This window comes from Kocuria sp. CPCC 205263 (assembly GCF_040981075.1).
Lineage (GTDB): Bacteria > Actinomycetota > Actinomycetes > Actinomycetales > Micrococcaceae > Kocuria > Kocuria rosea.
The window spans coordinates 69,861-95,642 of record NZ_JAVKPV010000007.1 but is presented as its reverse complement, the minus strand read 5'-3'; the positions used below and the strand labels follow the sequence as shown (position 1 = coordinate 95,642).

Genomic DNA, 25,782 nt, shown 5'->3' with positions numbered 1-25,782 from the left:
GGGCGCCGGCCCCCGGGAGTCCGGGCCTCGACCGCCTGGCAGCAGCCCGCCCCCAGGGCTGGACAGGCCCGACCGCAGCCTTCGCAGGCACTGGTCGGCGACATGGAACGTCATGAACACGGGGTGGCTGTCCCCGTCTGGACGACGTGCGGAGGTGATCGGTCCGCACCGCAACGTTTCTCCAAGGTTCCGTGCCGAGCGTGGGGTCATGACCACTCAGGAATCGACAGCCGTCATCGACACCCCACCGGCCCGGCGGAGACGCCACCGCTGGATGCCGCCCGCGCTGTTCCTGCTGGCGGTACTCCTGGTGCTCACGCACGGTGCCCTCTCCGCGGAGAAGGAGCCGAGCATCATGCTCGGAGCCTCCGGGTCCGTGCCCGGAGGGCTCGCGCGCCTCAACGGGGTCATGCCGTACTTGGAGTACGTCGCCCTGGAACGGCGCGAAGTGCCTGCCGAGCTCGAGAGCGACGTCCCGAGCGGAGCACACCAGGTGATCGTGCTGTTGGAAGTCACCGCCATGGAACCCGGGGGTGTCGAGTTCGAGGCGGACGACTACGCAGTGGACCGGCTCGGGGGACGCCGCTCACCGGTGGTCTGGGCGTCACCGTCCGAGGCGTCGCTCGCGCAGGGCGAGTCGATGCAGGCGGAGCTGGTTTTCGAGGTGCCCGACAAGGCTCTCGAACTGACCCTCGAGGGGCCGGGCGACGTCCGTCTCTCGATGGGGACCGACCACCACAGCGGCGGCGGAGCACGCTGACCGGAGGGAACGACCAGGCCGGGGGCAGGTCTTTCCAGCACAGGCAGTTTTCAAGTACACGGGGCCGTGTTCAGCACAACGGTCTTGTTCCGAGGGGGAACATCATCATGGCTGTCTCAAGAAGAAACGTCCTGCTGTTGGGTGGGCTGGGAGTCGCGGGGGCGGCTCTGGGTGTGCCGATGACAGCAGTCAATGCCAAGTCCGCGAGTGCTCTCGACGAGTCCCTGATGCCCAGGCCGTTCCGGACCGGCTTCGTCCAGGCACCCGTCCTGTCCCCGGAGGCTCCGGGAGCCAGGCCCACGGTCGACCCCGTCGACGGGCAGCCCATCAAGTACTACCGGGTCGAGGAGCGAGCCGCTTCGGCCCAGATCTTGCCGAAAGCGGGACTCCTGACGCCCATCCTCGGCTACAACGGCATCTTCCCCGGTCCCACGATCGACGTCTACCAGGGCACGAAGATCGAGCTCACCGTGGTGAACAAGCTGCCGCGCCAGCACGCCCTGGACGGCCACAGCCTGGACACGTCGACCCACCTGCATGGCTCCGCCTCCCTGCCCCAGTACGACGGGTACGCCAGCGACATCACCCGGCCGGGCTTCCAGAAGACCTACAAGTACCCGAACTTCCAGGGCGCCAGGACCCTGTGGTACCACGACCACGGGGTCCACCACACCGCGCTCAACGCCTACTCGGGTCTGGCTGGGCAGTACCACATGCACGACGCCACCTCGGAACGGCTCCTGCCGCGCGGGAAGTACGACGTCGCCCTCACCGTCTCCGACGCGATGTTCGCCGCCAACGGATCCCTGGGCTACGACGACAACAGCCGGTCGGGGCTGTGGGGGGACGTCGTCCTCGTGAACGGGAAGCCCTGGCCTGTCATGAAGGTGCAGAAGCGGGTCTACCGGTTCCGGCTCCTGAACTGCTCGATCTCCCGTTCCTTCCGGCCTACGCTCAGCACGGGGGACCCACTCGTCATGGTGGCCACGGACGGCGGGCTCATGCCGAGCGCCCAGGCCGTCCGCGAGTACCGGCACGCCGGCGCCGAGCGTTACGAGTTCCTCATCGACTTCAGCAAGTACAGGACCGGACAGCGTGTTGAACTGCAGAACCTGTCCAACGACAACAACGTCGACTACGACTTCACCGACAAGATCATGGCCTTCGACGTGGTGGACGAGCCCGTGGACACGTCCGATCCCACCTGGAACCGGATCCCCACGACGCTCGCCGGCAGCGAGGTGATGGACCTGCAGGAGAGCCAGGCGACCAGGACACGGCGCTTCCGGGTGGAGCGCTCGAACGGCATGTGGACGATCGACGGGGAGACGTGGGCGGGCGTGATCGCCAGCAACTACCGCAAGAACCTGGCCGAGGTCGAGCTGGGTGCCACGGAGATCTGGGAGTTCGAGAACAGCTCGGGCGGGTGGTTCCACCCCATGCACATCCACCTGGTCGACTTCAAGATCGTGGGCCGGAATGGCCGTGCACCGTTCGCCTACGAGAAGGGTCCCAAGGACGTGGTCTATGTGGGTGAGGGCGAGACCGTCCGGCTGCTCATGAAGTTCGGTCCCCACACTGGCCGGTACATGGTGCACTGCCACAACCTGGTCCACGAGGACCACGACATGATGGCGCAGTTCCAGGTCGGCGAGTCCCAGGACCCGGATCCCAACGACCCGATGACGGCGGCACCGGCGGTGCCGGCAGGGACAACCGCACCCGAGCCCACGCCGTCGCCCACGCCGTCGCCCACGCCCACGCCCTCGGAGACCGCGGGTCCCTCGCCGTCGCCGTCGGTTACGGAATCGCCATCGGCCTCGCCGTCGCCCACCAAGAAGTCGGGCAAGGGGAACCAGACGAAGCAATCGCGTCCCACCAGATGAACCGGGCGCCGTGGCCGCAGCGGAGAATGCCCGGCAATCGGCCCCGTCCCAGAAGAAGGCCCGCTCCAGAAGCAAGGATGAGCCGACATGGCAACGCTGAGCACCGCCCCGTCCTCGAGCCCGAAGACCCGTCCCCGTGACCGAACCGTCGGTCGCAGGGCTCTATGGGTCGTCCTGCTGGGTCTGGCCCTGGTCCTGGCTGTCCGGATCTGGCTGCTCGAACCCGTGGTCGTCGTCTCGGGCAGTATGGAGCCCACCATGGGGGAGGGCAGTGTCGCACTGCTCCTGAAGCCGGATCCTGACCCCGACAGGACGTCCGGGGGAACTGTGGTCGTGTTCCCCCATCCCGAGGACGGCAGCACGACCGTGAAGCGGGTAGTGGCCACTGGCGGGCAGACCGTGGCGATCGAGGACTCCGTCCTCGTCGTGGACGGGAGGGCGGTCGACGAGCCGTTCGTGGACCGCAGCCGGATCGACGGCACCTACTTCGGCCCGGTCACCGTTCCCGACGGACATGTCTTCGTCATGGGTGACAACCGGGGCGTGTCGGTCGACTCCCGGCACTTCGGCACCGTCCCCGCCGCGACCCTGGAGGCCACGGTTCTGCTTCCCCGGAACTAGATCCGTTGCCCCGCGGCACACAGACCAGCGGGCCCAGGACACCCTACTCCCCTCGTCCTGGGCCCGCTTCCCCCTGTCATGAACGGAGATCCAGCAAGGTATTTCCAAGAATCGGATCGTTTCCTGAATTGCACAAGCACACCTCAGGGGAGAGGAACATCTGATGAGAGCCACGAAGAGGATCCGCGTGCCGGAGGGGTCCGCGGCGTACGGGGGCGTCTCGCGCCGAGGCGTCATCACCGGTCTGGTGGCCGGCCTGGCCACGCTGCCGGTTGCGGGCCAGGCCCAGGCCGCGCCCAAGGCTCCCTCGCCCAAGACGCCTGCTGCGGGGCCCTCGTCGTCCCCGGTGCTGAGCGCAGCCCGGTCGGGCCACGGCGTAGGGGCTCCCCGTGGCTCCGACATCGCGATCACCGCGGGCCGGACCAAGGAGGGACGCTTCGGCGTCATGTTCAAGAAGCTCCCGGCCTTCGCCCCGAGCGACGACCTTCTGGCCGACCTCGCACAGCAGATGGTCGACCGCACCCCGCCGCTGGCCGACGTCTCGCTCAGCAACGACGGGTTCGACAACCCGGACATCCCCGCCGGCTACGCCTATCTGGGGCAGTTCATCGACCATGACATGACGCTCGACAAGACCCCCATGCCGCAGCAGGACATGGATCCGAAGGGCCTCACCAACTTCGACACCCCGTTCTTCGAGCTGGGGTCCGTCTACGGCCGGGGGCCCGCCGCGGATCCTCAGCTCTACGACCCGGCGGATCCGCGGCGGATGCGCATCGGACAGAATCACGACGGGTTCCCGGACCTGCCGCGCAACGCGGACGGCACGGCGATCATCGGGGACCACCGCAACGACGAGAACCTCATCGTCGCCCAGTTCCACCTCACCTTCCTGCAGCTGCACAACAGGTTCATCGACGAGGGCAAGACGTTCGAAGAGGCGCAGCAGCTGGTCCGCTGGCACTTCCAGTGGCTGATCGTGCACGACTTCCTGCCCCACATCGCGGGCAGGGCCCTGGTGGACAGCATGCTCAAGCCCCGCCGAGGCGGACCGACCGGGGTGGACTGCCGGTTCTACAAGCCCGGCAACCCCACACGGCCCATGATGCCCATCGAGTACTCGGTGGCCGCGTACCGGTTCGGGCACAGCATGATCCGGGCCGAGTACGAGATGCACGACGCGGTCACCATTCCCTTCTTCGGGAACCCGGCGAACGACCTCCGCGGCTCCCGCCCGCTGCCGACCATCGCACGGGCGGACTGGAACTACTTCTTCGACGTTCCGGGGATGAGCGTGCCGGACGACCGCAACATGACCCGGCTGATCGACACCAAGCTGGCGCTCCCGCTCGACGAGCTCCCGCCGACAGTGGTGCAGCACGTCGACGGCGCCATTCTCTCCCTGGCTCACCGGAACCTGCTGCGGGGCAAGCGGCTCGGCCTGCCGGCCGGCCAGGACGTCGCCAAGGCCATGGGTGTGACCCCCATCCCCAACGACCGGCTCGGACTCACGGACCCCCGCTGGAACGGCCGGGCGCCGCTGTGGTTCTACGTGCTCAAGGAGTCAGAGCTGCTGGGCGGGCGGACACTCGGCCCTGTCGGCGGGAGGATCATCGCGGAGGTCATCCTGGGCATCCTCTCCCTGGACCGGACCTCGTTCCTCAACGCCCCCAAAGGCTGGGCGCCCTCGAAGATCCCCTTCGCCTGCGGCGACTTCCTGGAGATGGCCGGAGCCCTCGAGGACATGCCCGTCGGCGACGAGGACGAGGGCGCCGAGGAAGAGGCCGCGGAGCCCCACCTCGAGGACGAGGCGGGCGAGGCGGAAGAGCCTCACGCGGAGGACGAGACGGAGGTCGCGCCGGTGGCCTGACTCCACGCCTGTCCTGCCGTTCCGCAGGGGAGGCGATGAGCTGTGCACCGAGGATCGCCGGTCGCCCGATGGGCGGTCGGCGATCGGCGTGCGCCCGGAGACGTCGTGGCCGGGCAGGCGCAGGGACGGAGCACGGTCCCGCTGACCCGTGCCCGGGGCGGCGATCCCGTTCCGGGAGGCGGAAGGGGACGCTCCGGCGCCGGAGCCCTGGTGAGCTGTGGATGCCCAGGGGCGGGGCCGGGCCTCGGCAACGCCGAGAAGGCGCTGCCCGCCTCCTCTGAAGCCCTGCTGTGCCTGTCCCCGACGGCGCGCCGTGGCCCTCGCGCGGGTCCGGGCCTCGGGGCGGGCGTTCCATCGGCTGCGTGCACCGGTGCCGGGACATTCCCGTGCTGCGGCCAGCAGACGGTGCACCCGGCGACATGGTCTCCACCGGATGCACCGCAGACGGACGACCGGCCCGTGCCCTGAGGGTTCCTCGGGACACGAGCCGGTCGGTGGGTCGTTCTGCTGCCGGGGTGGTGCTATCCGCCCACCGCCCCCGTCGCCTCGCCGCCGCGCGTCGACTGCACGAGCACGTTCGTAACCGTGCCCGCGGGTGCCGGTCGCAGCCTCAGCTCCCAGTTGCCCAGGGTGTCGACCTGTGCCGTGCCGAGCTTGCGCTTGAACGTGCCGTCCGCCGCCACGTCGTAGACGTTGACCGACGAAGGCGGCCTGAGCAGGGTCGGAGAGCCCTCGACGACAGCCGTACCGGCGATCCGGAACTCCTTGCCGGCCCGGTACCTCGCACCCGGCGCGATGGAGACATCGTCGTCGCTCCTCAGCCTGATCTGGGCTTCGTCCTCAACTCCGTCCGCATTCGTGACGACCAGCTTGAGCACCGGATCCTCGTCCGCAGGCTCGGGTGCGGACGCGGTGGTCGTGGTGAAGAACGGCACCGTGACCGTGGGCTTGGCCACCGTCGGGTCACTGAACGTCACCGTCGGTCCGCTGACCTGCGACCACGTGTAGCTGGTGGCGCCGGTGGAGCCGCTGCCGTCCAGCTCGGTGGCCACTCCGCGAGCCATCGCGCCGGTCACCGGCGCGATCACCGCGTCGGCCGCCGGTGCGGGGTCGGTGCCGCCCTCGGCTGGTGGAGTGGTGCCCGTACCGCCCTCGACCACGGTGACGCCACCCGGGTCAGGGTTGGCATCAATCGGAGCGAGACCCGCCGGCGAGGCCTCGCCGCCGGTCACGAAGACCGGAACCGTCACCTTGCTGGTGTCGGAGGTGGAGACCGTAACGTTGACCGGGGGCGCAACGGTGGTGAACGTGCCCTCGTAGGTGCCCGCCGCGCCCGCCGTCAGCTCGCCGAACCCTCGGACCGTCGGAGCCGTGCCGGAGGACGACCTCGCCGTGACCGTCAGTATCGCGCCGTCGTAGGTGGCGGCCGTGCCGACGGAGAGATCGGTGACGTTCACGGTGCTGGTGCTCTGCGGATCGTCACCGAGGTTGGTGACGGTCACCGTGGACGGCGCGGTCCCCGTGTACGCGATGCGGGCATAGGCCTGCTCGGAGTCGCCCTCGTCCTTCTCCATGGGCGTGGTCTCGAACACGCCCTCCTGGCCGTTGACCTGGAGCTGGTCCCCGCGGCTGGTCGCGAAGACGTCGATGTAGCCGTCGTTGACGACGGCGTGCTCGGCCTTCACCCCGTGGTTGGTGGCGATCTTGCCCATCACGGTGAACAGGTCGGTGCGCGCGGTGACGGCATCGCCGGTCGCGGAGTTCGTGCCGGACACCGAGAAGCTGTTGCGTCCCTCGCCGAGCGGGCTGCCCACCACCGTGTGCGGCACGTCAGGATTGCCGAGGTAGCCATCAGGAGCCCCGGAGTCCCATTTCAGGAACGGGCCGAAGTTGCTCTTCAACGGTGTCTCGAAGTTGCCGACGGCGGGAGAGATGTCCTCGACGAGCTTGGCGTCGCCTGCTTCGTCGGTGTCGACCTCGATGGTGCCGTAGGGGTGCTGGAACGAGAGCGTGCTGTTGGCCGGGCCTTCCTTGACCACCAGGCGCTGCCGGGCGAACACCATCTGCTCCCCGTGCGCCACCTCGTTGGCGAAGGCACCTTCCAGCCCGAGCGTCAGGACAGCGCTTCCCCCGCCGGGCAGGTCCAGCTCGGACCCGGCCAGCATGTAGAAGCCCTCGTGCGGGAAGTTCCCCGGAAGGACCGTGGGCTGGGTCGGGTCGTACGGAGTCTCCGGCTCAGGGGCCAGCCCGCACAGCGGGTCGCTGCCGTCGATGCACAGTTCCGTGCGGACGCCGGCGCTGTCCTCGTACCAGGCCGGGAAGCCGAACTCGGGGTTCACCGGGCCGACGGCCGTCAACTGACCCGGGTTCTTCTCGGTGACCTGGGTGGCGGCGACCGAGGCGCTGATCCCGGTGAATCCCAGCATCAGCACTGCGGACGCGGCGATGGTCCGGCGATAGCGGGGCCGACGCGGTGGGTCCCGTAGCAACTCCCGGGGACTGATTGACGTGCTCATGATGTCTCCTCATAGAGCGATGGTGATGACATCGCAAATATGTGGAGGGACTCTTGGGAAAACCCTGTTGCCGATGCGATCGACGTCGATGTCGCAGCAGGTCCGCAGCAGGTCTGGGGGCGCGGCCCAGGGCTCTCGGGGACGCGGAGCCCGCCGGGAAGCCGTGGCGGCCCGGCATCCAGCGGAATTCCGGCATTCGGGGCGTGCCGGACAACGGATGCCTCGACCTCTCCGGGTGTCGGGTGCCAGTGCGCCCGACACTCCCGACACAATGCGACGCACACGGACCTCGTGGTTGCGTCGCCCGGGACGGTCCTGGCCGGCATCGCCACCACCTGGAGCGCTGCGCCCGTTCAGTACATGGGGAGCTGTACTATCGAGGTGTGACCACGGTGACCCTCACCCACGCCGCCGCTCTGACCCGGCTCGGCCACGCTCTCTCGGAGGGCGTCCGCACACGGATCCTGCTGAGCCTGCGGGAAGCCCCGGCACGTCCCTCGGACCTTGCCGAGGCCCTCGGGGTGTCCAAGCAGGTGATCTCCAACCAGCTCGCCTGTCTGCGCGGCTGCGGGCTCGTGGAGGCCACCCGTGAGGGGCGCAACAGCTGGTACCGGCTGACCGACCCCCGGCTGGGCGGCGCCCTGGGGGACCTGCTGGAGCTGGTGGCCACCGTGGACCCTGTCTGCTGTTCCCCGGAAGGCTGCACCTGCGCATGACCTCGGTCCCACTCGAACCCCGCCCCGTTACCGCGACCCGGCGGGCGGTCCTGCACCGGCGGGTGCGGTGGGTCGTGGCCGGCACCATCGCCTACAACGTCCTCGAGGCGATCGTCGCGATCACCGCCGGAACCGTGGCCTCCTCCTCGGCGCTGATCGGCTTCGGCCTGGACTCCGTGGTCGAGGTGCTCTCCGCAGCCACGGTGGCCTGGCAGTTCGCCGCTCCGGACCCGCACCTCCGGGAGCGGGCGGCCATGCGGGTCATCGCCTTCTCCTTCTTCGGGCTCGCAGCCTTCGTCACCGTCGATGCGCTGCGCGCCCTGCTGGGGGCCGCAGAGCCGGAGCACTCCCCGGTGGGGATCGGGCTGGCGGCGGTGAGCCTGGGGATCATGCCGCTGCTGTCCTGGTTCGAGCGCCGCACCGGCCGCGAGCTGGGCTCCGCCTCGGCGGTGGCCGACTCCAAGCAGACCCTGCTGTGCACCTATCTCTCCGCCGTGCTGCTGGTGGGCCTGCTCCTCAACAGCACGCTGGGCTGGACCTGGGCCGACCCGGTGGCCGCACTGATGATCGCCGCCGTGGCCGTGAAGGAGGGGGTGGAGGCCTGGCGGGGGGACGCTTGCTGCGCGCCTGCTGTCACCCTCACCGGCGCGGACGGCGACGACGGGTGTGGCGGCGGCTGCTCCTGCTGCTCGTGAGCACACTGCGGGGGCGGGTGAGCTCTCCGCAACCCGGTGCCCCGTCGTCGAGGTCACCGGTGATCGCGCGGCAGGAATCAGGCCGGGAGGTTCCGGTCCCGCTTCGTGTGCCGCGTCGCTCAGCCCCGCAGCCGGGCCACGGCCTCGTCCTGGTCCAGGATGTCCTGGCGCATCTCCTCCTCGAGGAAGGCCAGCAGCGCGCGGGACAGCTCAGAGTTCTCGGAGCCGACCGATTCCCGGGCCACCGAGGCCCGGAAGTCGTGGGCGAACGCGTCGATCGCGGTCTGGGCCACGCAGCTGTGCGTGGAGATCCCGCAGAGCAGCAGGTGGGTGGCGCCCAGGTTGCGCAGCCGGGCCGCGAGGTCCGTGTCGAAGAACGCGCTGTCCCGGGTCTTGACCAGCCCCGTCCCGCCCTCGGTGTCGAGACCGGCCACGTACTCGGACTGCTCCGTGCCGGGGAACGCGAAGCCCTGCCCGTCGTCGTGCATGTTGACGGTCCACGTGGAGCCGTCCCGCTCGTGCTGGGTGCGGATCAGCACGATCGGGCAGCCGCCCTCGCGGGCCGCCCGGATCAGCTCGTTGACCTTCTCCGTCACGGACTCCCGCTGCTCCTCGAGCTCGGGGAAGTCGAAGTACGAGTTCTGCATGTCGATGACGAGCAGGGCGGTGCGGCCCTGCGCCGGGTACTGGGTCATGGCGTCCTCTCCGGTGGGGGAGCGCCCCGCGGCGGCTCCCGTGGACAACGATCTGATCAGTGAACTTACTACCAATGGGCGTGCGGCTCCACCCGCTCCGGGGCTCCGGTAGCCTGGGGCGCATGGCCTATCACGCGGACGCCCTCGAGCTCAAGGGCAAGGAGATCCTCACGTGGGAACGCTTCGGCGAAGCGACCCAGGAGCTCGCCCAGAGCGTCGTGGACAGCGGCTTCCTGCCGGACATCATCATCGCGGTGGCCCGCGGCGGTCTGCTCCCGGCCGGTGCGCTGTCCTACGCGATGGGGGTCAAGCTCTCGGACGCGATCAACGTGGAGTTCTACACCGACGTCCACCAGACCCTGCCGGACCCCGTGCTGCTCGCCCCGATGCTGGACACCGAGTCCATCGCGGGCCGGAAGCTGCTCGTCGTCGACGACGTGGCCGACTCCGGGCGGACCCTCGCCCTGGTGCTGGAGCTGCTGCGCGGCCTGGGCGCGGAGGCGCGCTCCGCCGTCATCTACGGCAAGCCCCGCTCCGTGATCCGGCCCGACTACCTGTGGAAGGCCACCGACGACTGGATCGTCTTCCCCTGGTCGGCAGCCCCGCCGGTCACCGCCGTCGCCTGACCGCCCCCGGGCCGCGCCACACCCGGTCAGCGCAGCGCCGCCCGCACCCCGGGGTGGCCCGCCACGACGAGCCACACGACGTTGACCGCCACCAGGACGGTGGTGCTCAGCCCGGGCAGCAGGTGCCCGCCCAGGAGGAACACCGCCAGGTCGAAGAGGTCGCCGAGCACGGCCAGGGAGCAGAAGACGATGCCGAGGATCCAGCCCCACTGCAGCTGCTCGCGCAGCGGGAACCAGACCAGCGCGTAGAGGGCCGTCGTCAGCACCACGCCGAGGAGCGCCAGCGCGGCGGACAGCCCGGCGCCGGGGAGACCCGGCACCCGCACCAGGTCCTCCATGCCGGGGAGCTGGGCGCTGGGGCCCGCGACCGTCTGCACGAACGTGTCCGCCACGTTCACCGCGAACGAGAGCAGGGTGAGCCGCAGCAGCAGGCGCAGCCGGGCCGTCATCGGCGGCCCGGGCGGGGGCGGCCCGCCGCCCGGACGGTGCGGGCCACCGGGACCGTGCGGGTGCTGGCTCATTGCCGGTGCCTCCTGGCGCGCGCGAGGTGTGCTCACCGCCGAACCTACCGCTCCCTGCCCCGTCCGGCACGGGTTGCCAGGGATCGTCCCACGCGGACCTCTCCGGGGCGGCCCGTGCGACGTGGATCACCCGGGGTAGGCTGGCACGGTAGGCACCGACGGCGCGACCGCTCGTCGGTCGTGCGCGCACCCGTGACGACCGACCAGCCAGGAGCAGCCGCGACATGACGACTCAGCACGACCGGACCGCCGCCCCCGACCGCCACCGCGCCGAGGTGATCGACGCCCCGCTGCGCGCGGACGTCCGCCGCATCACGACCCTGCTGGGGGAGACCCTGGCCCGCCAGCGCGGCGAGGAGCTGCTGGAGCTGGTCGAGCAGGTCCGCCGGCTCACCAAGGACGCGAAGGACGCCAAGGCCTCCGGGGCCGACGACGCCGCGGGCCAGGTCCGCGACCTGCTCGGCTCCCTGCCCCTGGACCGGGCGACGGACCTGGTGCGGGCCTTCGCCCACTACTTCCACCTGGCCAACGCCGCCGAGCAGGTGCACCGCGTGCGCGTGCTCGACCGCCGCCCCGAGGACGAGGGGTGGCTCGCCGCGGCGGTCACCGACGTCGCCGCCGAGGCCGGTCCCGACGCCCTGCGCGAGGCGGTGGGCAGCCTGGACGTCCGGCCGGTGTTCACCGCGCACCCCACCGAGGCCTCCCGGCGCTCCGTGCTGACCAAGATCCGGCACCTCTCCGACATCCTGGCCCGCGAGACCGCCGAGGGCTCCGCCGCGCGCCGCAGCCAGGACCGGCGCCTCGCCGAGCTGATCGAGCTCCTCTGGCAGACCGACGAACTGCGCCAGAACCGCCCCACCCCGCTCGACGAGGCCCGCAACGCCCTGTACTACCTGCGGGAGGTCCTCACCGAGACCATGCCCGTGCTGCTCGCGGACCTCGAGGACCAGCTGTCGCAGCACGACGTGCACCTGCCGGCCGGCCCCCCGCCGCTGCGCTTCGGGTCCTGGATCGGTGGGGACCGGGACGGCAACCCCAACGTCACCCCCGAGATGACCCGCCGGGTCCTCCAGCTGCAGGGGCAGGCGGCCGTCGACCTCGCCCTGAGCTTCCTGGACGTGCTGGTCTCCCGGCTGTCCCCCTCCACCGCCATCGTCGAGGTCGACCCCGAGCTGCGCGAGTCCGTGGAGCGGGACGTGGCCCACCTGCCCGGCCTGGACCCGCGGGTCCTGGAGCTCAACGCGCAGGAGCCGTACCGGCTCAAGCTCACCTGCATCAAGGCCAAGCTGATCAACACCCGCCGCCGGTTCGCGGAGGAGACCGTCCACGAGCCGGGCCGGGACTACCGGACCACCGCCGAGCTCGTGGCCGACCTCGACGTGGTGGCACGCTCGCTGCGGCACCACGCGGGCACGCTCGCCGCCGACGGCTCGCTCGCCGCGGCGACCCGCACCATCGCCGGCTTCGGCCTGGGCCTGGCCACCCTGGACGTCCGCGAGCACGCCGACGCCCACCACGAGGCCGTGGGGCAGCTGCTCGACCGGCTGGGCGAGCTGGACCAGCCGTACGCGGACATGGACCGGGGCGCGCGCGCCGCGGTGCTCGCCGGGGAGCTCGCCGGCCGCCGCCCGCTCGCCCCGCCGGGGCTGTCCACGGGCGCCGTGCACCTCGACGGCGACGCGGACCGGACGTTCGCGGTCTTCCGGGAGATCGCCCGGGCCCAGGAGACCTACGGCGAGGAGATCGTCGAGACCTACATCGTGTCCATGACCCGCGACGCGGACGACATCCTGGCCCCCGTGATCCTGGCCCGCGAGGCCGGGCTGGTGGACCTCACCGGCGAGCAGGACCGCGCCACCCTCGGCTTCGCACCGCTGCTGGAGACCGTCGGGGAGCTGCGCCGCTCCGCGGAGGTCATCGACGAGCTGCTCTCCGACCCGGCCTACCGGCGGGTGGTCGCGGCGCGCGGGAACATCCAGGAGGTCATGCTCGGCTACTCCGACTCCAACAAGGAGTCCGGGGTGATGACCAGCCGGTGGGAGATCCACCGGACCGAGCGCCGGCTGCGCGACGTCGCCGCCCGGCACGGGGTCCGGCTGCGGCTCTTCCACGGCCGCGGCGGCTCCGTGGGCCGCGGCGGCGGCCCCACCCACGACGCGATCCTCGCCCAGCCCAGCGGCGTCCTCGCCGGCGAGATCAAGTTCACCGAGCAGGGCGAGGTGATCAGCGACAAGTTCTCCCTCCCCGCCCTGGCCCGGGAGAACCTCGAGCTGTCCCTGGCCGCCGTGCTGCGCGCCACGGCGCTGCACCAGGACCCGCGCTCCACCGAGGAGGAGCTGGACCGGTGGGGCGAGGTCATGGACGTGGTCAGCGACGCCGCCTTCGCCTCCTACACGGGCCTGGTCGAGGACCCCGACCTGCCGGAGTACTTCCTGTCCGCCACCCCGGTGGAGCAGCTGGGCGCGCTGAACATCGGCTCCCGCCCGGCCAAGCGCCCGTCGTCGGACAAGGGCCTGTCCGGGCTGCGGGCCATCCCGTGGGTCTTCGGCTGGACGCAGTCCCGCCAGATCGTGCCCGGCTGGTTCGGGGTGGGCTCGGGCCTGCGCGCCGCCCGCGAGGCGGGGATGGAGGGGGACCTGCGCACCATGCTGGAGCGCTGGCACTTCTTCCGCTCCGTGATCTCCAACGTGGAGATGACCGTGGCGAAGACCGACCTGGAGATCGCCGCCCACTACGTCCGGGCCCTGGTGCCCGAGCGGCTCCAGCACGTGTTCGAGGTGATCCGCCGCGAGTACGAGCTCACCCTCGACGAGCTCGCCCGGCTCACCGGGCAGGCGGAGCTGCTGGACGGCAACCCCACCCTGAAGCAGACGCTCGAGGTGCGGGACCAGTACCTCGACCCCATCTCCTACCTGCAGGTGGAGCTGCTCCGCCGGATCCGGGAGCAGGACGCCGAGGGCCGGGAGGTCGACGAGGGCCTGCAGCGGGCCCTGCTCATCACCATCAACGGGGTGGCCGCCGGCCTGCGCAACACCGGCTGACCGGCCGGGCCAGGCGGCGGCGCGAAGGGACGCGGCCGCCCGGACCCGGTCCGCGGGCGGGAAGAGGTCCGCGGCCCGGCCGGACCGGGGGCCGGATCAGGGGACGGGCAGCAGCAGGGCGACGGCGCCGAGCACGGACAGTCCCGCCCGGAGGTGGTTGGCCCGCGTCCACGGCCGCGCGTAGGCGGACCACACCACGGTCCGGCGATCGGTGCGGGCCAGCCGGGCGTTGAGCGGGACGTTGACCGCCACGGTCAGGACCCAGCCCGCCAGGGAGGCCAGCGCGCCCAGCACGCGCAGCGGCCCGCCGGGTGCGGAGAGGCTCGTGCCGACCACGACCAGACAGGCCAGGGCGGTGCCGAAGAACAGGACCAGGAACGGCGCCCGCACCGCGGCCCGGTTGACGGCGATCATCGCCGAGGCCGCCGCGCCGCCGGGGAGGCGCCGCAGCGCCGGCATCACCACCAGGGAGAACGCCAGGTAGAACCCGCCGACGAGGCCCGAGCCGATCCCGGCGACCAGCGCCGGCCACGTCTCCACGCCGCGGGGCTCAGTCGCCGACGGCGTCGCGGCCGCGGCGCACGATCAGCGGATCGGCCGGGTGGACCACGGACGGGTCCTTGTCCTCGTAGTCGAACTGGTCCAGGAAGAAGCGCAGCGCGTTGATCCTCGCCCGCTTCTTGTCGTTGGACTTCACCGTGGTCCACGGCGCGTGGTCGGTGTCCGTGCGCAGGAACATCTCCTCCTTGGCCTCGGTGTAGTCCTCCCACCGGTCCAGGGAGGCGAGGTCCTGCGGGGAGAGCTTCCACCGGCGCACGGGGTCGATCTGGCGGATCGCGAACCGGGTCCGCTGCTCCTGCTGGGTCACGGAGAACCAGAGCTTGGTGAGGTGGATGCCGGAGTCCACGAGCATCTTCTCGAACACCGGGGCCTGGTCCATGAACCACGCGTAGTCCTGCGGGGTGCAGAAGCCCATCACGGGTTCCACCACCGCGCGGTTGTACCAGGAGCGGTCGAAGAGCACCATCTCCCCGGCGGTGGGCAGGTGGCGGATGTAGCGCTGGAAGTACCACTGTCCGGCCTCGCGGTCCGAGGGCTTGGTCAGGGCCACGACCCGGGCGGCGCGCGGGTTGAGGTACTCGGTGAACCGCTTGATCGTGCCGCCCTTGCCGGCGGCGTCCCGGCCCTCGAACACGATGACGTGCTGGAGGTCGTGGTCCTGGCCCCAGTACTGGAACTTCAGCAGCTCGATTTGGAGCTTGTACTTCTCCAGCTCGTACTCCTCCCGGCTCATCAGCTCGTCGTAGGGGTGGTCCTCCCGCCAGGTCTCCACGGCCGAGCCCCCCGGGTCGATGAGGTCCGGGTCCTCCTCGTGCCCGTGGGGCACGGTGTAGCCCATCTGCGTGAGGTGGTCGATGAACTCCCGCAGGTTCTCCCGCACGGCCCACTGGTCGGCGGGCATCCACTGCCGTTTCCCGTCGGGCATCGGCCGTTCCTCTCCGGTCAGGGTCTCTTGAGCGCAGTGTAGGCGTGCTCATCCTGACCCGCCCGGGCGGCGGGCACATGACCGCCCGGTGAACACCAGGGGCTCGGTCCTCCTGCCCCGCCCGGTCCGCGGGCCGGGGGCGGCACCGGAGGCGCCCGCGGTCGGCCCCGTGCGGGGCCGACCGCGCGGGGCCGACCGTGCAGAACCCCGTGCGGTCGGCTACGGGGCCTCGCCCGCGGCACCGTCGATGTCGACGCTGACGTCGTGGCCGACGGCGGTGCCGTGCTCCACCGTCCGCGAGACCGTGCAGTACTTGTCGTGGGACAGGGTGACGAGGCGTTGGACCATGCCGGCGGCCTTGCGGCCGGCGGCGTCGTCGGGGAAAGCGAGGTGGAAGGAGAGGTGCAGGTCCTCCAGGCGGTTCGCCCCGTTCTCCTCGAGGATCTTCTGTCCGGTCGCCTCGACGCGGAACTCCGAGGGCTCCGAGCTGCGGGAGGTCGCGACGTCCACGTCGATGGCCGAGCACCCGGCGATGGCGGCCAGCAAGAGCTCCACGGGGGACAGCAGGCCCTCACCGCGGCCGAAGGCGATCTCGGCCCCCTCGGCGTTGCGGGCGGTGTAGTGGCCGGTGGCGGTGCGGGTCAGCTCGACGGAACGCGGGGCGGGGTCGTTGATCTCACTCATGCACCCATGATGCCAACCCCGCTCGCGTCGGCGGTCCGGCACCGCCCCGGGGCCGGCGGAATAGGCGCTGCGGGCGTCACCGTTGACGTGGGAACGTCACCGTCCAGCGTCCAGGAGGCCGGCTTGTCCCCATCACGACCGGCGCACGACGGCCACGAGCCCGAGGAGCCCGAGCAGAACCACCTGGACGCCGAGCTCGAGGCGTTGATCGCCGACTACCGGCAGCTGCACCAGGACGATGCCCGTCTGCGCCGGATCGAGCGCATCATCCACGCCGCCCGCCGGTCCGCCGACGAGGAGGCAGGGGACCGGGCCGGCGAGATCCGCGAGGAGCAGATCGCGCCCGTGCTGAGGGTCCAGGACGCGCGGCGGGTCGCCGCCGGGCTGCTGCGCACCGAGGAGGACATGAGGGCCTACGCGGCCCGTTTCGCCCGGCGTAGCACCGAGAAGGACCCGGCGGGACGGGACCTGGAGCGCCAGGCGCACGCGCTGGACGCCGCGGGCCGGAACTGGGTGCTGATGATCGGCCAGAACCGTGACCACGGACTGGTCGCCTGCCGCTTCGTCCGGGAGAAGGGCATCCCGCACGCCCGCGTGGTGTCCTTCACCGCGGAACGGCTGAGGCTGCCCATCCTGGTCATCGAGCTCGGCCTGGACGAGGAGGGCCCCTGCCCCGAGTGAGCTCTCCGCCGCGGGCGGTGGCCGGGTGCGCGGGCCACGCCACGACGGGTCGACCTCCGACGACCAGGGTCAGGTCCGCGTCGCCAGCACCAGCTCCGTGAGCGCGTTGAGCAGCGGCCCCTCCACGCCCAGGGCGGGCGCCTGCCCGAGCGCCCCCACGGGATCGCGCCGCACGGCCTCGTGCACCCGCCGCTTGACCTCGTAGCCGATCTGGGCGTCGTTGAGCAGGTCGAAGACGCGGTCCGCGGGATCCTGGGCGGTCACGGCGCCCAGTCCCGCCGACCGCACCACGATCTGCGCCCCGGGGGCGACCCCCTCGACGGTGACCGAGGTACGGTGCCCGCGCACGCCGTTCCCGCCCCGGACAGTGCGGACCGGGACGGTCCTCCCGTCCACGGTCACGGTCGGCTCCGCCGGCTCCTCGAGGCCGATGAAGGTGAGGGTCCAGGTGCGCGCCGCCGGCAGGCAGCCGAGGTGGCCCTGTGCCGGGCCGACCGTGAACTCACCGGCGGCGGCGTCGAGGGCGAGCGGGGTGCGCGCCCAGCGGGCCGGGTCGAGGCCGTCGCCGCTGTCGTCGTCCTCGTCCAGGACGGTGCGGTGCGAGGCGCCGGTGACCACCAGGACCTCCAGCTCCCCGGGATTGCCGGGGCCCGGCGCGGCGTCGTCGTCGGACCCCGCGAGGGGCACGATCGCGCCGGCGCGGGCCAGGACTGGCACGTCGTCGAGGCCCCGGTGCAGCACGAGCTCCCGCCCGCCGTCGTAGACGGTGCCCGTGAACAGGTCCGTCCAGGACCCCTCCGGCAACCACACCGACACCGCCGCGCGGGTGACCACGGGGTCCGCGGGGGAGGTGACCGGGGCGACCATCAGCTCGGGCCCGAACAGGTACTGGTGGCCGTACCGGTAGGCCTGCTCCGCCTCCGGGTGCTCGTGGTACAGGGGCCGGACCAGGGGGACGCCTTCCACGGCGGCGGCCCGGTTGGCGGTGTGCAGGTAGGGGACCAGCCGGTGCCGCAGCCGGAGGCCGCGCTCCATGGCCTCCGCGTAGGGGGAGCGGTAGCGCCACGGCTCCTTGGCGATGAAGTCGTTGTCGCCCGAGTGCAGGCGCAGGATCGGGGAGAACACCCCGAACTGCAGCCAGCGGGTGGCCAGCTCGTCGTCGCGGGCGCCGAAGATGTGCCCGCCGATGTCGTGGCTCCACCAGCCGAAGCCGATGTTCGCCGCCGTCGCCGTGAAGTACGGCTGGAACGCCAGCGAGGCCCAGGAGATGACGGTGTCGCCGGAGAAGCCGACCGGGTAGCGGTGGCTGCCGGGCCCGGCGTAGCGGGAGAGCGTCAGCGGACGGGACCCGTCCGCGCCCGAGTCCAGGAAGTGGTAGTGGTTGAGCACCCACAGGGGATCCACGCCGGGCAGCCGCGAGTGCGGCCCGGACTGCCAGTCGATCCACCAGAAGTCCACGCCGTCGGCCTCCAGGCCGCGGTGCAGGACCTCGAAGTAGGCGGCCACGAAGTCCCGGTCGGTGACGTCGAAGGCCACGGGCTCCTCCGAGCCCGGCTCGCGCCCCAGGGCCTCGAGCATCGCGGGGTGTGCGTCCTCGAAGGAGCGCACACCGTCGGCCGGGTGCAGGTTGAGCGTGACCCGGTAGCCGCGCTCGTGCGCCCAGGCGAGGAAGCCCCGCGGGTCCGGGAACAGCTCCCGGTTCCAGGTGTAGCCCGTCCAGCCCGAGCCGTGCCGGCGCTCCACGTGCTCGTCCGTAAGGTGCCAGTCCATGTCCACCACCAGCACGGAGAACGGCAGGCGGCGCCGGTCGAACTCGGCGACCAGCTCCCGGTACTCGGCCTCGTCGTAGGCGTGGTACCGGCTCCACCAGTTGCCGAGCGCCCAGCGCGGCAGGACGGGCTGCGGCCCGGACAGGGCGTAGAGGTCGCGCAGCGCCTGCCGGTGGTCGTGGCCCCAGCCGAAGAGGTAGAGGTCCACGGCGCCCTCCTCGCCGGCGCGCGGCGCGTACCAGCCGTCGTCCGTGAGCAGCACCGAGGCGGAGTCGTCGATCACCCCGAAGCCCTCGCGGGACGTGATGCCCGGCTCGAGCGGGATCGGGCCGTCGGCCTCGTCCAGGGTGCGCGCGGTCCCGCCCAGGGTGGGGGCGGGGACGCCGTAGCGCCACACGCTGTGGTAACTGGTCACGCCGCCGCGGATCTGCGCGGACAGTCCCGTCGGGCTGAAGGCCCGCTCGTCGTAGCTGAGGTGGATCCGCTCCGTGCTCAGCTCGAGCCCGGCCGCCGTGCGCCGCACCCGGAAGTCCGGCACCGGGAACCGGCGGTCGACGGCGAACACGGACGGACGGTCCTCGAAGCGGCCGGCGGGACTGTACTCCAGGCGCAGCAGGCCGGGGCTCAGCACGCTGATGCGGTAGTGCTCGCCGGTGACGACGGCGCCCGGGTCCACGGTGCCGGCGCCGGCGCCGGTGGGACGGAAGTGGGGGAGGGGCATGCGTCCACCCTAGGCGGACCGGGGCGGGAATAATCCGGGACGGGCGCCGCTTGACGGTAGTAGTTCAAATTTGAAAAAACAGGGCGGGCCGTCCGGCCGGACGCCGCCGCGGAGCAGGAGGACCACATGCAGTTCGGCATCTTCACCATCGGGGACGTCACCGAGGACCCCACCACGGGACGCACCCCCACCGAGCACGAGCGGATCAAGGCCACCGTCGAGATCGCGAAGAAGGCGGAGGAGGTGGGCCTGGACGTCTTCGCCACGGGCCAGCACCACAATCCGCCGTTCGTGGCGCCGGGGAACCCGCCCGTCCTGCTGGCGAGCATCGCGGCGCAGACCGAGCGGCTGCAGCTGTCCACGGCCACGACCCTGATCACCACCACCGACCCGGTGCGCATCGCGGAGGACTACGCCTACCTGCAGCACCTGACCGACGGACGGGTGGACCTCACCATGGGCCGCGGCAACACCGGCCCGGTCTATCCGTGGTTCGGCCAGGACATCCGCCAGGGCATCCCGCTGGCGATCGAGCACTACAGCCTGCTCCACCGGCTGTGGCGGGAGGACGTGGTCAACTGGCAGGGCCGGTTCCGCGGCGCCCTGCAGGGCTTCACCTCGACCCCGCGCCCGCTCGACGGCGTGGCCCCCTTCGTGTGGCACGGCTCGATCCGCTCCCCCGAGATCCCGGAGCAGGCCGCCTACTACGGCGACGGGTTCTTCCACAACAACATCTTCTGGCCCGCCGAGCACACCCGGCGGATGGTGGAGTTCTACCGGACCCGCTTCGAGCACTACGGCCACGGCTCGGCCGACCAGGCGATCGTGGGCCTCGGCGGCCAGGTGTTCATGCGCCGGAACTCCCAGGACGCCGTGCGGGAGTTCCGCCCCTACTTCGACAACGCCCCCGTCTACGGGCACGGGCCGTCCCTGGAGGACTTCACCACGCAGACGCCGCTGACCGTGGGCTCCCCGCAGCAGGTCATCGAGAAGACCCTCGGGTTCCGCGACTACGCGGGCGACTACCAGCGCCAGCTGTTCCTGATGGACCACGCCGGCCTGCCGCTCAAGACCGTCCTGGAGCAGCTCGACCTGCTGGGCGAGGAGGTCGTGCCGGTGCTGCGCAAGGAGTTCGCCGCGCTCAAGCCCGCCCACGTGCCGGAGGCCCCGACCCACGCCTCACTGCTGGATCGCCACCGCGCCGGCCAGGACCCGGTGCCCGGCGGGGCCGAGGACTCGCCCGCCGGGCGGGCCCGCGCCGCGCAGGCCGCGGAGCCGACCACGGGGCGGACCACGGAGAAGGCCCACCGATGAGCGACCGGAACCCCATCGGGACGACGACGCCGGAACCCGCCGCGGCGCGCCCGCTCACCGTGGCCGTGGTGTCGGCGGGGATGTCCGACGCCTCCTCCACCTCGCTGCTGGCCGACCGGCTCGCCGAGGCCGCCCGGGCCGGACTGGACGGGACGCCGGTGCGGATCGAGCGCGTGGACCTGCGCCCGCTGGCCCACGCCGTCGCCGACCACCTGCTCACCGGGTTCCCCGGTCCGGAGCTGCGGACCGCCCTGGACACGGTCACCGGGGCGGACGCCCTGATCGCGTCCACCCCGACCTACCAGGCCTCCTACTCGGGGCTGTTCAAGTCCTTCTTCGACCTCGTCGACGACGCCGCGCTGGAGGACGTGCCTGTGCTGGTGGCCGCGACCGGGGGCACGGCACGGCACTCCTTGATGCTCGACACCGCCATGCGCCCCCTGTTCACCCACCTCAAGGCGCTGGTGCTGCCCCTGGGGGTCTACGCCGCCACCGAGGACTGGGCCGGCGTCTCGCTCGAGTCGCGCATCCGGCGGGCCGGGGCGCAGCTGGCGCGCTCGATCGCGCCGGGAGCGCAGCCGGCCGGACGGGCGGCCGGCGAGCCCCCGGCCGGTGCGGCCGGGCCCGAGCGGGGCGGCGGGTTCGAGGGGGTCCCCGACTTCGCGGACCTGCTCGCCAGGGCCGGCCGGTGACCGACCGCCCGGTGGCCGCGCCGGAGCCCGCCGCCCGCCCGTGGGACGTGTGGCAGCTGTTCTTCGAGACCACCGCCCGGCTGACCACGGAGATCGAGGCGCGGCTCAAGGAGCACGGCTGCTCGCTCATGGACTACCAGGTGCTCCTGCTGCTGCGCAACGCCGAGGACCACCGGCTGCGGATGGGGGAGCTGGCCCAGCGGCTGGTCTTCTCCCCGAGCCGGCTCAGCTACCAGATCGGCGTGCTCGAGAAGCGCGGCTGGGTGCGGCGCCGGCGCTGCGCCGAGGACGCGCGCGGCCTCGAGGCCGAGCTCACGGAGGAGGGGCTGCGCGCCTTCCGGCGCCTGCGGCCCGCCCACGCCCGCGACGTCGAGGAGCTGTTCCTCCGTGCGCTCGAGGGCGACGACGCCGACCGGCTGGCCGCCGTCATGGACCGGCTGGCCCGCCGGCTGGCCTGAGGGCGGCACGTCGGCGTCCCGGTCCGCGAGCTCAGCGCAGTGCCGCCCGCACGCCCGGCCGGGCGGCCACCACGAGCCAGGCCACGTCCACGACGGCCTTGAGCGCGCCCGTCACGAGCCCGATCGACGTGCCAGCCGGGACCACGAGCAGCAGCACGGCGTTGGCCACGGTGGTCAGGAGCGCCATGGACGCGAAGACGATGCCGAGGATCCACGCCCACTGACGCTGCTCGCGCAGCGGGAAGTACACCAGGGCATAGAGTCCGGCGGTGAACCCGAGGCCGAACAGGAGCGAGACGGCGAGGACGACCGTCCCGAACGCCCCTGCGGACAGGCCGGTGTACTGCTCGGGCGCCGCCAGGTACCCCACCGTGCTGCCGAGGACCGCGACCACGAAGGACGCCACGGTGAGCCGGAGCAGCAGTCGCAGGTCGGCCGTCACCGGCGGCCGGGGCGGGCGGGCCTTCGTGTAGAGAGGAGCACCGGGCGGCGGCGGGCCGCCGTGACCCCGGGGCTGATAGGGCTGCTGGGACATCGTCGGTGCCTCCTGACGCACGGGCCTGACACGGGGTGGGCCCTGCGCAGGGCCCAGCACCGAACCTATCCGCCGGAATCGCATTCGCGAACACTCGGCGGCCCCGCGGCCCCCGTGCGGCGAAGCGTGACGCCCGGACCCGCTCAGGCGGGGGAGGTCCCGGCCGCGACGAGCGCCGCGGTCGCCGCCGCGATCGCCTGCTCCTCGTCGGTGGGCACCACGAGCACCTCCAGCGCGGATCCCGGCGCGGAGATCCGGCGGACCTCCCGCGAGCGGGCGGCGTTGGCGTCGTCGTCGAGCACGACCCCGAGGGCGCCCAGCCGCCCGCAGACGCGGGCGCGGAAGGCCGAGGCGTTCTCCCCGATCCCGGCCGTGAAGACCAGCGCCTGCGCGCCGTCCACGGCCACGTGGTAGCCGCCCACGTACTTCGCCAGGCGGTGGGCGGCCATCTCCAGGGCCAACTCGGCGCGCTCGTCGCCGCGGTCGGCGGCCTCCTGGACGGCGCGCATGTCGTGGTCGCCGGCGATCGCCCGCAGACCGGACTCCTTGTTGAGCACGGCGTCGAGCCGCTCGGGGGTCATCCCCGGGTCCCGGCGCAGGACGGCCGTGACCACGGACGGGTCCAGGTCCCCGGTGCGGGTGCCCATCACCAGGCCCGCCAGGGGGGTGTAGCCCATCGACGTGTCGTAGGAGGTCCCGTCCTTGACCGCCGTCACCGACGCGCCGTTGCCCAGGTGCGCCACCACGCAGCTGAACCGTTCGCGCGGGACGCCCAGGAACTGCGCCGCCTGACCCGTCACCCAGTCGTGGGACGTGCCGTGGAACCCGTAGCGGCGGATCCCCCAGCGCTCGTAGAACTCCTCCGGCACGGCGTAGCGCCACACGTGCTCGGGCATGGTGCGGTGGAACGCGGTGTCGAACACGCAGATCTGCGGCAGGTGCGGCCACGTCTTCTGCACGGCCCGCAGGCCCAGGACGGCGGCGGGGTTGTGCAGGGGAGCCAGCGGGACCAGCCGCTCGATGTCGCGGATGATCTCGTTGGTCGCGAGCACCGGCGCGGAGAAGCGCTCGCCGCCGTGGACCACGCGGTGGCCCGCGGCGTCGATCGTGCGCCCCTCCAGCTCCACCTCGAGGCGCTCCGCGAGCAGCTCGAGCGCCTGCGTGTGGTCCGCGATCCGCGAGCTGCCGATGTTCTCGATCAGCCCTGAGGCCAGCACTGTCCCGCCGTCCTCACCGGCCTCGAGCTCCCGGACCTGATACTTGAGCGAGGACGAGCCGCAGTTGACGACGAGCACGAGCATGGAGGACTCCCTGGGACTGTGGCGACGGGCATGGGGACGGGGGACGGGGCGAGCGGTGGGCCGGTGGGTCACATGCCCTGCGCCTGGATCGCGGTGATCGCGACCGTGTTGACGATGTCGTCCACGGTGCACCCGCGCGAGAGGTCGTTGACGGGCTTGCGCAGGCCCTGCAGCACCGGGCCCACGGCCACGGCGCCGGCCGACTGCTGGACGGCCTTGTAGGTGTTGTTGCCGGTGTTGAGGTCCGGGAAGACGAACACGGTCGCCCGGCCGGCCACGGCGGAGCCGGGCAGCTTGGAGGCCGCGATCGAGGCGTCCACCGCGGCGTCGTACTGGATGGGGCCCTCGACCTCGAGCTCCGGGTCCGCGCCGCGCACGATCTCGGTGGCCGTCCGGACCTTGTCCACGTCCTCGCCGGAGCCGGACCCGCCGGTCGAGTAGGACAGCATCGCCACCCTGGGCTCCACCCCGAACTGGCGGGCGGTGCGGGCGGAGGCGAGCGCGATGTCCGCGAGCTGCTGCGCGTCCGGGTTGGGGTTCACGGCGCAGTCGCCGTAGACCAGGACGCGGTCCTCGAGGAGCATGAAGAACACGGAGGAGACGATCTTCACGCCCTCGGAGGTCTTCACGAACTCCAGGGCGGGGCGGATCGTGTTGGCGGTGGTGTGCGCGGCGCCGGAGACCATGCCGTCCACGTCCCCCATCTGCACCATCATGGTGCCGAAGTAGGAGCCGTCGAGCATCCGCTCCAGTGCCGTCTCCGGCTGCACGCCCTTGTGAGCGCGCAGCCGCACGTACTCCCCGGCGTACTTCTCGCGCAGCGCGTCGTCGTGCTCGAAGTCCACGAGGGTCAGCCCGTCCTCGGCGAAGTCGAGGTTGATGCCCTCCGTCTGGCACAGCTGCGCGATCCGCCCGGGGTCGCCCAGGACCGTGAGGTCGCAGAAGTTGCGGCGGTGGATCATCTCGGCGGCCCGCAGGATGCGGGGGTCCTCCCCCTCGGGCAGCACGATGTTCTTCCGGTCCGCCCGGGCCGTCTCGACGAGCTCGTGCAGGAAGCGCAGGGGCGTGCGCTTGGCCGGGCGCGGCAGGTCGAGCCGGCTCACGAGCTCCTCTCCGTCCACCCGCCGGGCCCACTCGCCGAGCGCGGCCGCGACCTTGCGCGGGTGCGCCCCGGAGAGGGTGCCCCGGGTCCGGGACACCTCCCGGGCGGCCCGGTAGGTGTCCAGTCCGGTGGTCAGCACGGGGAACGGCGCCGCGGCGGTGAGCTCCCGGATCCGCCCCTCGGTCTCGAAGCCGCCCGTCAGCAGCATCCCGGAGGGGACGGGCAGGGCGGGGGAGAGGGCGGAGGCCAGGGACGCGACGACGATGTCGGAGCGGTCCCCCGGCGTGATGACGAAGTCGCCGTCGGCGAGCTGCTCGAGGTAGTGGCCCACGGTCATCGCGGCGATCTTCACGCCCTTGACGTCCCGGTCCAGGGAGACCGCGGACGGGCCGTCCCCGAACCCGTGCCGGTCCCGCAGCTCGGCGACGGTCGGCGCGGCCACCGCCTCGTTCTCGGCGATGACGTACACGGGCAGGCCCCGCACACCGCGGGCGGCGTTGTGCTCGATCTGCTCCACCCAGTCGGGGCGGGCGCGGTTGACGATGACCGCGAAGATGTCGCACCGCACCTGGTTCAGCTCGGCCCGGGTGACCTCGACCGCGTTCAGCACGTCCTCGGGGCTCTCGGACTCGTCGGCGCCGATCACGGCCAGCACGGAGGCGCCCAGGTTGTTGGCCATCCGGGCGTTCATGTCGAACTCGGCGGTGGCCGCGTTGTGCGCGAGGAGGTCGGTGCCGTCCACCACGATCACGTCGCAGTGCTGGGCCATCTCGCCGTAGACGGTCACGGCCATCGCGTCGAGCTCGTCGTGGTCCCCCGCGGCGAGCAGCTCCCGGGTGCGCGCCAGGGAGATGCCGCCGCGGCAGCGCTCGTCCGGGAGGTCGAAGTTGCGCTTCATCAGCTGCACCATCGGGTCCTCCGCCGGGATTTCCCCGAGGTGGACGGGCCGGAAGTAGCCCAGGCGGTCCGTCTTGCGGAACAGCGAGTCGGCCAGGCCGAGGGCCACGAGCGACTTGCCGGACTGCGGCGTCATGGCGCTGACGTAGATGCCTTGGGTCATGGTGGCGGGGTCCTCCGACGATCGGGATGGGT

The 25,782-nt window shown here is 71.9% G+C and carries 22 protein-coding genes; 12 read left to right on the top strand and 10 right to left on the bottom strand.

All coding sequences use genetic code 11. The features are described 5' to 3' along the window. Positions 1 to 208 precede the first annotated feature (208 nt). The 4 genes from RF647_RS12845 (at position 209) to RF647_RS12830 (ending at position 5,137) form a co-directional block, all read left to right on the top strand. A complete protein-coding gene (locus tag RF647_RS12845; RefSeq protein ID WP_368812041.1) occupies positions 209 to 760 on the top strand; it encodes a hypothetical protein in 552 nt (183 codons plus the stop codon). A 179-nt stretch (positions 761 to 939) separates the two neighbouring features. Then, a complete protein-coding gene (locus RF647_RS12840) occupies positions 940 to 2,646 on the top strand; it encodes a multicopper oxidase family protein (RefSeq protein ID WP_368812040.1) in 1,707 nt (568 codons plus the stop codon). Positions 2,647 to 2,733: 87 nt separating this feature from the next. Next, the gene (lepB, locus tag RF647_RS12835) at positions 2,734 to 3,267 is read left to right on the top strand and encodes a signal peptidase I (RefSeq protein WP_368812039.1); all 534 of its coding nucleotides are present in this window, start codon (positions 2,734 to 2,736) and stop codon (positions 3,265 to 3,267) included. 163 nt (positions 3,268 to 3,430) lie between these two features. Continuing rightward, positions 3,431 to 5,137, top strand: coding sequence for a heme peroxidase family protein (locus tag RF647_RS12830; RefSeq protein WP_368812038.1), 1,707 nt, complete (start codon positions 3,431 to 3,433; stop codon positions 5,135 to 5,137). A gap of 521 nt (positions 5,138 to 5,658) precedes the next feature. Here RF647_RS12830 and RF647_RS12825 read toward each other — a convergent pair. Then, entirely contained in the window at positions 5,659 to 7,653 is a 1,995-nt protein-coding gene (locus RF647_RS12825; protein WP_368812037.1) for a hypothetical protein, read from the bottom strand. A 383-nt stretch (positions 7,654 to 8,036) separates the two neighbouring features. Between RF647_RS12825 and RF647_RS12820 the strand changes: the two genes are divergently transcribed. Together RF647_RS12820 and RF647_RS12815 are read left to right on the top strand one after the other, a co-directional pair. Continuing rightward, a complete protein-coding gene (locus RF647_RS12820) occupies positions 8,037 to 8,369 on the top strand; it encodes a metalloregulator ArsR/SmtB family transcription factor (RefSeq protein ID WP_309057232.1) in 333 nt (110 codons plus the stop codon). Continuing rightward, on the top strand, positions 8,366 to 9,064 hold the full coding sequence (locus RF647_RS12815) for a cation diffusion facilitator family transporter (protein ID WP_368812036.1): 699 nt from the start codon (positions 8,366 to 8,368) through the stop codon (positions 9,062 to 9,064). The genes RF647_RS12820 and RF647_RS12815 overlap by 4 nt, the downstream gene beginning before the upstream one ends. Before the next feature lie 119 nt (positions 9,065 to 9,183). On the opposite strand, the gene RF647_RS12810 is transcribed toward RF647_RS12815, so the two are convergent. After that, positions 9,184 to 9,759, bottom strand: coding sequence for a cysteine hydrolase family protein (locus tag RF647_RS12810; protein ID WP_368812035.1), 576 nt, complete (start codon positions 9,757 to 9,759; stop codon positions 9,184 to 9,186). Between the two features lie 122 nt (positions 9,760 to 9,881). On the opposite strand from RF647_RS12810, the gene RF647_RS12805 reads away from it, so the two are divergent. Beyond that, positions 9,882 to 10,385 carry a phosphoribosyltransferase gene (locus RF647_RS12805; protein WP_368812034.1) on the top strand — a complete coding sequence of 168 codons (504 nt, stop codon included), beginning with the start codon at positions 9,882 to 9,884 and terminating at the stop codon, positions 10,383 to 10,385. A gap of 26 nt (positions 10,386 to 10,411) precedes the next feature. Here RF647_RS12805 and RF647_RS12800 read toward each other — a convergent pair whose 3' ends face one another. Then, entirely contained in the window at positions 10,412 to 10,906 is a 495-nt protein-coding gene (locus tag RF647_RS12800; protein ID WP_368812033.1) for a hypothetical protein, read from the bottom strand. A 224-nt stretch (positions 10,907 to 11,130) separates the two neighbouring features. On the opposite strand from RF647_RS12800, the gene ppc reads away from it, so the two are divergent. Further along, a complete protein-coding gene (ppc, locus tag RF647_RS12795; protein ID WP_368812032.1) occupies positions 11,131 to 13,947 on the top strand; it encodes a phosphoenolpyruvate carboxylase in 2,817 nt (938 codons plus the stop codon). Positions 13,948 to 14,043: 96 nt separating this feature from the next. On the opposite strand, the gene RF647_RS12790 is transcribed toward ppc, so the two are convergent. The 3 genes from RF647_RS12790 to RF647_RS12780 form a co-directional block, all read right to left on the bottom strand. After that, positions 14,044 to 14,487: a DUF1772 domain-containing protein gene (locus RF647_RS12790; RefSeq protein ID WP_017832989.1), complete on the bottom strand. Its 444-nt coding sequence runs from the start codon at positions 14,485 to 14,487 to the stop codon at positions 14,044 to 14,046. Positions 14,488 to 14,497: 10 nt separating this feature from the next. Further along, a complete protein-coding gene (gene ppk2 / locus RF647_RS12785) occupies positions 14,498 to 15,433 on the bottom strand; it encodes a polyphosphate kinase 2 (protein ID WP_095649865.1) in 936 nt (311 codons plus the stop codon). Positions 15,434 to 15,652: 219 nt separating this feature from the next. Continuing rightward, positions 15,653 to 16,117 (bottom strand): OsmC family protein, encoded by a 465-nt coding sequence (locus RF647_RS12780; protein ID WP_368812031.1) that lies wholly within the window; start codon positions 16,115 to 16,117, stop codon positions 15,653 to 15,655. A gap of 123 nt (positions 16,118 to 16,240) precedes the next feature. Between RF647_RS12780 and RF647_RS12775 the strand changes: the two genes are divergently transcribed. Beyond that, positions 16,241 to 16,798 (top strand): hypothetical protein, encoded by a 558-nt coding sequence (locus RF647_RS12775; RefSeq protein WP_368812030.1) that lies wholly within the window; start codon positions 16,241 to 16,243, stop codon positions 16,796 to 16,798. A gap of 69 nt (positions 16,799 to 16,867) precedes the next feature. Here RF647_RS12775 and RF647_RS12770 read toward each other — a convergent pair whose 3' ends face one another. Continuing rightward, a complete protein-coding gene (locus tag RF647_RS12770) occupies positions 16,868 to 19,288 on the bottom strand; it encodes a TIM-barrel domain-containing protein (protein ID WP_368812029.1) in 2,421 nt (806 codons plus the stop codon). Positions 19,289 to 19,414: 126 nt separating this feature from the next. Between RF647_RS12770 and RF647_RS12765 the strand changes: the two genes are divergently transcribed. From RF647_RS12765 to RF647_RS12755, 3 genes are read left to right on the top strand one after another with little or no spacing between them, the layout of a single operon-like run. After that, positions 19,415 to 20,602 carry an LLM class flavin-dependent oxidoreductase gene (locus tag RF647_RS12765; RefSeq protein WP_368812028.1) on the top strand — a complete coding sequence of 396 codons (1,188 nt, stop codon included), beginning with the start codon at positions 19,415 to 19,417 and terminating at the stop codon, positions 20,600 to 20,602. Continuing rightward, positions 20,599 to 21,294: a CE1759 family FMN reductase gene (locus tag RF647_RS12760; protein ID WP_368812027.1), complete on the top strand. Its 696-nt coding sequence runs from the start codon at positions 20,599 to 20,601 to the stop codon at positions 21,292 to 21,294. The genes RF647_RS12765 and RF647_RS12760 overlap by 4 nt, the downstream gene beginning before the upstream one ends. Then, positions 21,291 to 21,752, top strand: a complete 462-nt coding sequence (locus RF647_RS12755; protein ID WP_368812026.1) for a MarR family winged helix-turn-helix transcriptional regulator — start codon at positions 21,291 to 21,293, stop codon at positions 21,750 to 21,752. Before RF647_RS12760 ends, RF647_RS12755 begins: the two co-directional genes overlap by 4 nt. 31 nt (positions 21,753 to 21,783) lie before the next feature. Here the strand turns inward: RF647_RS12755 and RF647_RS12750 are convergent, their stop codons facing one another. From RF647_RS12750 to pta, 3 genes are all read right to left on the bottom strand, one after another. Then, positions 21,784 to 22,287, bottom strand: coding sequence for a hypothetical protein (locus tag RF647_RS12750; RefSeq protein WP_368812025.1), 504 nt, complete (start codon positions 22,285 to 22,287; stop codon positions 21,784 to 21,786). 143 nt (positions 22,288 to 22,430) lie between these two features. Then, the gene (locus RF647_RS12745) at positions 22,431 to 23,588 is read right to left on the bottom strand and encodes an acetate/propionate family kinase (RefSeq protein ID WP_368812024.1); all 1,158 of its coding nucleotides are present in this window, start codon (positions 23,586 to 23,588) and stop codon (positions 22,431 to 22,433) included. Positions 23,589 to 23,656: 68 nt separating this feature from the next. Then, the gene (gene pta, locus RF647_RS12740; RefSeq protein ID WP_368812023.1) at positions 23,657 to 25,750 is read right to left on the bottom strand and encodes a phosphate acetyltransferase; all 2,094 of its coding nucleotides are present in this window, start codon (positions 25,748 to 25,750) and stop codon (positions 23,657 to 23,659) included. Between the last annotated feature and the right edge of the window lie 32 nt (positions 25,751 to 25,782).

Excerpts from the sequence above, each read along its gene's own strand:
- RF647_RS12845 (WP_368812041.1), top strand. The coding sequence starts at position 209 with ATGACCACTCAGGAATCGACAGCCGTCATCGACACCCCACCGGCCCGG.
- RF647_RS12840 (WP_368812040.1), top strand. The coding sequence starts at position 940 with ATGACAGCAGTCAATGCCAAGTCCGCGAGTGCTCTCGACGAGTCCCTG.
- lepB (WP_368812039.1), top strand. The coding sequence starts at position 2,734 with ATGGCAACGCTGAGCACCGCCCCGTCCTCGAGCCCGAAGACCCGTCCC.
- RF647_RS12830 (WP_368812038.1), top strand. The coding sequence starts at position 3,431 with ATGAGAGCCACGAAGAGGATCCGCGTGCCGGAGGGGTCCGCGGCGTAC.
- RF647_RS12825 (WP_368812037.1), bottom strand. The coding sequence starts at position 7,653 with ATGAGCACGTCAATCAGTCCCCGGGAGTTGCTACGGGACCCACCGCGT.
- RF647_RS12815 (WP_368812036.1), top strand. The coding sequence starts at position 8,366 with ATGACCTCGGTCCCACTCGAACCCCGCCCCGTTACCGCGACCCGGCGG.
- RF647_RS12810 (WP_368812035.1), bottom strand. The coding sequence starts at position 9,759 with ATGACCCAGTACCCGGCGCAGGGCCGCACCGCCCTGCTCGTCATCGAC.
- RF647_RS12805 (WP_368812034.1), top strand. The coding sequence starts at position 9,882 with ATGGCCTATCACGCGGACGCCCTCGAGCTCAAGGGCAAGGAGATCCTC.
- RF647_RS12800 (WP_368812033.1), bottom strand. The coding sequence starts at position 10,906 with ATGAGCCAGCACCCGCACGGTCCCGGTGGCCCGCACCGTCCGGGCGGC.
- ppc (WP_368812032.1), top strand. The coding sequence starts at position 11,131 with ATGACGACTCAGCACGACCGGACCGCCGCCCCCGACCGCCACCGCGCC.
- ppk2 (WP_095649865.1), bottom strand. The coding sequence starts at position 15,433 with ATGCCCGACGGGAAACGGCAGTGGATGCCCGCCGACCAGTGGGCCGTG.
- RF647_RS12780 (WP_368812031.1), bottom strand. The coding sequence starts at position 16,117 with ATGAGTGAGATCAACGACCCCGCCCCGCGTTCCGTCGAGCTGACCCGC.
- RF647_RS12770 (WP_368812029.1), bottom strand. The coding sequence starts at position 19,288 with ATGCCCCTCCCCCACTTCCGTCCCACCGGCGCCGGCGCCGGCACCGTG.
- RF647_RS12765 (WP_368812028.1), top strand. The coding sequence starts at position 19,415 with ATGCAGTTCGGCATCTTCACCATCGGGGACGTCACCGAGGACCCCACC.
- RF647_RS12760 (WP_368812027.1), top strand. The coding sequence starts at position 20,599 with ATGAGCGACCGGAACCCCATCGGGACGACGACGCCGGAACCCGCCGCG.
- RF647_RS12750 (WP_368812025.1), bottom strand. The coding sequence starts at position 22,287 with ATGTCCCAGCAGCCCTATCAGCCCCGGGGTCACGGCGGCCCGCCGCCG.
- RF647_RS12745 (WP_368812024.1), bottom strand. The coding sequence starts at position 23,588 with ATGCTCGTGCTCGTCGTCAACTGCGGCTCGTCCTCGCTCAAGTATCAG.
- pta (WP_368812023.1), bottom strand. The coding sequence starts at position 25,750 with ATGACCCAAGGCATCTACGTCAGCGCCATGACGCCGCAGTCCGGCAAG.